Raw genomic sequence first — 5,266 nt, forward strand, 5'->3', positions numbered from 1 at the left:
GGCGGTGGAGACGATGCCGTCATTGGCGCCAAGCACCGAGGCGCGCAGCCAGCCGGTGCGCTGGACATAGTGGGTTTCTGGATGGGCGGATGTTTCGGACATGCGGACGCCTCGCTGGAACCGCTTGATTGGCATCGAGTTTCCGCCTCGCGCTGCGGTCCGTCAAGCTGAGCTTTCCCTTGCGCCCGGCGGCGCATGACATTACCCCTGCTGCGGAATCAACGCTCCGAAGGGGACGCCTCATGGAAATGATTTACGTTATTCTGGCCGTCGTGGTGGCCATCATCGGCGCGATCATCCTGATCTATAACGCCCTTGTGATGAAGCGGCAGCGGGTGAACCAGGCGTTTGCCGATGTCGATGTGCAGCTGAAACAGCGCCAGAACCTGATCCCGAACCTCGTCGAGACCGTGAAGGGCTACGCCGCGCATGAGCAGGAAACCTTCCAGCAGGTGATCGCGGCGCGCAGCGCGGCGCAGGCGGCGACCACGGCCGGCGACATGGCGCAGGCTGAGGGTGTGCTGAGCCAGGCGCTGGGCAAGCTGTTTGCACTGGCCGAGGCCTATCCGGACCTCAAGGCGAACACGAACTTCCTCCAGCTGCAGCGGGAGCTTTCTTCGATCGAGGACAAGCTGGCGGCGGCGCGGCGGTTCTACAACTCCGCCGTTCAGGACTACAACACCGCGCGCGAGCAGTTTCCGGGCTCGATCATCGCGGGCAGCTTCAACTTCGAAAGCCGCGAATTCTTCGATGTCGGCATGGAAGGCCGCGCCGCGATGGACGAGCCGCCGAAGGTGGCGTTCTGATCTGAGCACACCGCGCCGGAAAGCCGGGCCCGAGGGCTTGAGGGCCATGGTCCGCGCGGACGGAATTGTGGTATCAGGCAGGCGCGATGAGTGAGGCTCTTGGTCCCGGCGATCTGGTTCTTTGTGTCAATGCGGCCCCGAACCATATGACGGGCGAGCCCGTGCCGCTGGTCGCCGGCGAGACCTACCGGGTGCTCGACCTCTGGGAATTTGCCTGCCCGTGCGGGCGCTCGGACGCCCTGCTGGATGTCGGCATCGGCTTCGCCTGGTGCCAGAGCCGGTTTCGGAAACTGCCGAAGCCGAAGGCGCGGGCGAAGACGCGGCGCGCGGCGACGCCGAAGGTGATTGAGCGGGTCTAGATGGGGCGAGCGGCGGTAACTGCCCCAATTGCGACGATGGCTTTTGGCGGCGCGAACGTCGCAATCTGACAATCGTAGTCACTTATGTTACGTCAGCCCATCCGGCGGGATGCACCGATGTGTCGGACGGTCAAATCACCAAGTGAGCAGCCCAACAGCGGCCGCTCGTTCGCAATATAAATTGAGCCAAGACGCTCGGGGGCAGCATGGGGGAAGCAAAGCGGAAGAGGGAGGCGGTGCTCGCTGGCCCGTGCCCGTGCGGGATGAACAAGGTCGCGCGAGATTGCTGTTTCGATGGTCGAAACTGGCAAAGGCGAGCTGCCTCACTCGGCCTGCGAGATTTACCGGCGTCTGAGGTTGTCGAGAGGTGTTACATGCGCGAGCTCGGATCATGCGTCGCCCCGATCTCCGGGGAGCACCTGATCTCTCAATCCGTCATGCAGGTGCTTCAAGGCAACGGTGAGTTCTCGATCGCTGGGGTGCCCTGGCTGCCGCCAGGCGAGGTCCGGGTTTTGGGCGCGAATGCGCTGCGTGCGAATTGTCTATGCACTAAGCATAACAGCTCGTTGAGCCCAATCGACGATGCCGCGAAGCATCTGTTCCAATCGCTCAAAACCTATTTGGAAGAGGATACCGGTGAACCTCGCCATTCGCTCGTCTCTGGTCACGACCTGGAACGATGGGTCTTGAAGACGGCCAAGGCACTGGCAGTGTCCGGCAACTTGGCAAGAGGAGAAGAGCGGCTCTCCGGCGCTTTCGCCCAAGACAGTTCACTCATAGCAATGCTAGACGACCCAGCTGCTTGGCCGACTGGGGCGGGGCTCTACTGCATGATGAATGCTGGCGATCTCATGCAGAACCATTCTCGCTTCCAGCTGGTCCCTTGGGTCGAGACGGCAGACGGCGGGGATGTAATAGTTGCGCTTGAGGTGAGCATCCTCGGCTTCATTTTCGTGCTCCTACTCGAGCCCTTCGACCCAGAGCGATATCCGGTGCTCGCGGCAGCGAAATATCGCCCAGGCCGGATCGAGATTCAGTATCCCAGATCGATCAGCTGGGTGACGATCAGCTGGGAGGATGCGCACCAACACGGTACGTTGACTGTTCAGCATGTGAAGAACGTGCCAGCAACGGAAGTTGCTGCACAGGGGGCGTAGCTCCCTGTGCCGACAACAGGAGTCGACTAGCTCCTGCCGCAAGGCCGCAGGGAGTTTTTGTCGGCTTTTGATTGATCAGCGGGCCAGCCGGAATGACCGAACTTGGGCCGCGATCCAGATGTTTCGCAACGGTTGGGCTATGACCTCCTTCGGCGATATCCCGCTGCTTGAGAGTGCCCTTGATACCCCTTTACCGCCTCGGCTGGGCCGCGAACCAGGGCGTCAAGAGACCGATGGCTTCCTCGATCTCCGGCGTTGAGAGGGCGAAGGAGACGCGCATGAAATGGTGGCCGTCTACGGGGTCGAAATCGATGCCGGGGGCGGTGGCGACGCCGGTGTCTTCGAGCAGCTTCAGGCAGAAGCCCAGGCTGTCATCGGTGAAGCGGGAAATGTCCGCATAGAGATAGAAGGCGCCGTCCGGCGGGGCGATGCGTTCGAGGCCGAGGCGCGGCAGGGCGGCGAGCATCATCTCGCGGTTGCGGCGATAGACGTCGACATTGGCATCGAGTTCCGCCCGGCTGTCCATGGCGACGAGGCCGGCATGCTGGGCGAGGGACGGCGCGGTGAGAAAGAGGTTGCCGATATAGGCGCCGGTGCGCGCGGCGGCGTCCTCGGGCGAGACGAGCCAGCCGAGCCGCCAGCCGGCCATCGAGAAGTATTTCGAGAAGCTGTTGACGATGTAGGCGCCGGGCTCGAATTCGAGCATCGAGTGGAGGGCCGGACCGTAGGTCAGGCCGTGATAGATCTCGTCGGAGATGATCCGTGTTCCGCGCGCGCGGCAGATGTCGGCGATGGCGGCGAGTTCAGGGCCGGGGATGATCGTGCCGGTGGGGTTGGCGGGGCTGGCGAGGATGACGCCCTCGGGCGGCTCTGGAAGGGCAGCGAGGGCGGCGGCGGAGAGCTGGAAGCGGGTCTCCTCGTCGCAGGGGATCTCGACCGGCACCATGTTCAGAGCGCGGATGGTGTTGCGATAGGCGACATAGCCGGGGCGGGCCAGCGCGATCCGGTCGCCGGGGCTGAAGGCGGTGGCCAGCGCCAGCACAAGGGCCGGAGAGGCGCCGCAGGTGATGGCGATGCGGGCGGGGTTGATTTCGGCGCCGTAGGTCTCGCGGTAATGCTGGGCGATGCGGGCCTTGAGGGGCGGGCTTTCCCAATAGCCCATGGCGTCTTCGCCCAGCACCTGATGGGCGCGGGCGAGGGCGGCCTGCGGGGCGCCGGTGGAGGGCTGGCCGAACTCCATATGCAGGATGCGGCGGCCTTCGGCCTTCAGCGCATGGGCGCGGCGGCTGAGGGTGATCGCCTGGAAGGGCGCGATGTCCTGTCCCATGTCTGTGTACGTCCTATCGGGCGGCGATGGCAGGCAGCCAGGTGGCCAGCGCCGGGACGGCGGCGACGATGGCCATCAGCGTCAGCTGCAGGAAGATGTAGGGGATGGCGCCCTGCCAGATCTGAAGCGTCGAGACCTGCGGCGGGGCGGCGCCGCGCAGATAGAAGAGGGCGAAGCCGAAGGGGGGCGTGAGGAAGCTCGTCTGCAGGTTCAGCGCCATCAGGATGCCGAGCCAGACGGGGTCGAAGCCCATGAGGATCAGCGGTGGGGCGACCAGAGGCACGACGACGAAGACGATCTCGATGAAGTCGAGGAAAAATCCGAGGACGAACATCACGAGCATCGCCATGCCGAGGGCGCCCCAGCGTCCGCCGGGGATGGCGGCGAGGAGATCGGCGACCAGCTCGTCGCCGTCGAAGCCGCGGAAGACGAGGCTGAACAGCGAGGCGCCGATCAGGATCAGGAACACCATCGAGGTGATGTGGACGGCGCTGGTGAGGGCGGGCTTCAGTTGCTGCGCGCGGCGCAGGACCAGCAGGCCCGCGCCGACCGAGGCGAAGAAAGCGATGCAGGCGAGAATTGTGACGGCGATGCCGGCGGCTTCGGGGCCGGAATGGGCGGCGGCGGCGCGCAGGTCGAGCATGTTGCGAAGCGCGAGGATCATCACGAGGCTGGCGAGGCCGAGGAGCATCACCGGCGTGAGACGGCTGCCGGCATCGCGCGCGAGGCGGAGGCCGGCGAGGAGGATGGCGCCGCCGGCGCCGATGGCGGCGGCTTCTGTCGGCGGGGCGATGCCGCCGAGGATCGAGCCGAGGACAGCGACGATGAGGGCGAGCGGCGCGCCGAGGCCGAGCGCGACTTCGCGGAAGGTGAGCTTCGGCGTGTCGCCGTCCAGCCGCGCGGGCGGGCAGGCGGCGGGGCGGAGGAAGGCCATGATGGCGATCCAGGCGAGATACATCGCCACGAGGATCAGGCCGGGGATCAGGGCGCCTGCGAAGAGGTCACCCACCGAGACGACGGCGGACCCGGCGCCGGAGCGCAGGCTCGCCTGGCTGGCGGCGTTGGAGATGGCGTCGGCGAGCAGGATCAGCACGATCGAGGGCGGGATGATCTGCCCGAGGGTGCCTGAGGCGGCGATGGTGCCGGCGGCGAGGCGCGGGTCATAGCCCTGGCGCAGCATCGTCGGCAGGGCGATCAGTGTCATGGTGATGACGGTCGCGCCGACGATGCCGGTGGAGGCGGCGAGCAGCGTGCCGACGAGGACGACGGCGAAGCCGAGGCCGCCGCGCACCCGGCCGAGCAGGCGGCTGGCGATGCTGAGGAGATCTTCGGCGACGCGGGAGCGCTCAAGGATGACGCCCATGATGACGAAGAGCGGCACGGCAATGAGCGTCTGGCTCTGCATGATCGAGCCGCCTTCGATGCGGCTGGGGAAGGCGAGCAGGAAGGATTCCGGGAAGACGCCGAGCGCGATGCCAATGAGGGCGAAGATCAAGGCGACGCCGCCGAGGGTCAGCGCGACGGGAAAGCCCATGAGCAGCGCGCCGATGGCCGTCAGGAACATCGCGATGGCGAGGATGGCTTCAAACTCCATGCGCGCCTCCGCCGGGTTTGAGG

At 65.7% G+C, this 5,266-nt stretch carries 5 protein-coding genes and 1 pseudogene; 3 read left to right on the forward strand and 3 right to left on the reverse strand.

What is annotated here, in order from left to right; genetic code table 11:
* A pseudogene (locus ACK4SV_RS15755) lies at positions 1-102 on the reverse strand (VIT family protein); the annotation flags it as partial.
* A 140-nt stretch (positions 103-242) separates the two neighbouring features.
* Between ACK4SV_RS15755 and ACK4SV_RS15760 the strand changes: the two are divergent.
* The 3 genes from ACK4SV_RS15760 (at position 243) to ACK4SV_RS15770 (ending at position 2,322) form a co-directional block, all read left to right on the forward strand.
* Positions 243-806 carry a LemA family protein gene (locus tag ACK4SV_RS15760; protein WP_409918798.1) on the forward strand — a complete coding sequence of 188 codons (564 nt, stop codon included), beginning with the start codon at positions 243-245 and terminating at the stop codon, positions 804-806.
* 86 nt (positions 807-892) lie between these two features.
* The gene (locus ACK4SV_RS15765; protein ID WP_409918799.1) at positions 893-1,165 is read left to right on the forward strand and encodes a hypothetical protein; all 273 of its coding nucleotides are present in this window, start codon (positions 893-895) and stop codon (positions 1,163-1,165) included.
* 374 nt (positions 1,166-1,539) lie between these two features.
* Positions 1,540-2,322, forward strand: coding sequence for a hypothetical protein (locus ACK4SV_RS15770; RefSeq protein WP_409918800.1), 783 nt, complete (start codon positions 1,540-1,542; stop codon positions 2,320-2,322).
* Between the two features lie 190 nt (positions 2,323-2,512).
* Here ACK4SV_RS15770 and ACK4SV_RS15775 read toward each other — a convergent pair whose 3' ends face one another.
* A complete protein-coding gene (locus tag ACK4SV_RS15775) occupies positions 2,513-3,649 on the reverse strand; it encodes a pyridoxal phosphate-dependent aminotransferase (protein ID WP_409918801.1) in 1,137 nt (378 codons plus the stop codon).
* Between the two features lie 13 nt (positions 3,650-3,662).
* Positions 3,663-5,243, reverse strand: a complete 1,581-nt coding sequence (locus ACK4SV_RS15780; RefSeq protein WP_409918802.1) for a TRAP transporter large permease subunit — start codon at positions 5,241-5,243, stop codon at positions 3,663-3,665.
* Positions 5,244-5,266 lie beyond the last annotated feature (23 nt).

This window comes from Hyphomonas sp., assembly GCF_046313735.1.
In the GTDB taxonomy this organism is placed as follows: domain Bacteria; phylum Pseudomonadota; class Alphaproteobacteria; order Caulobacterales; family Hyphomonadaceae; genus Hyphomonas.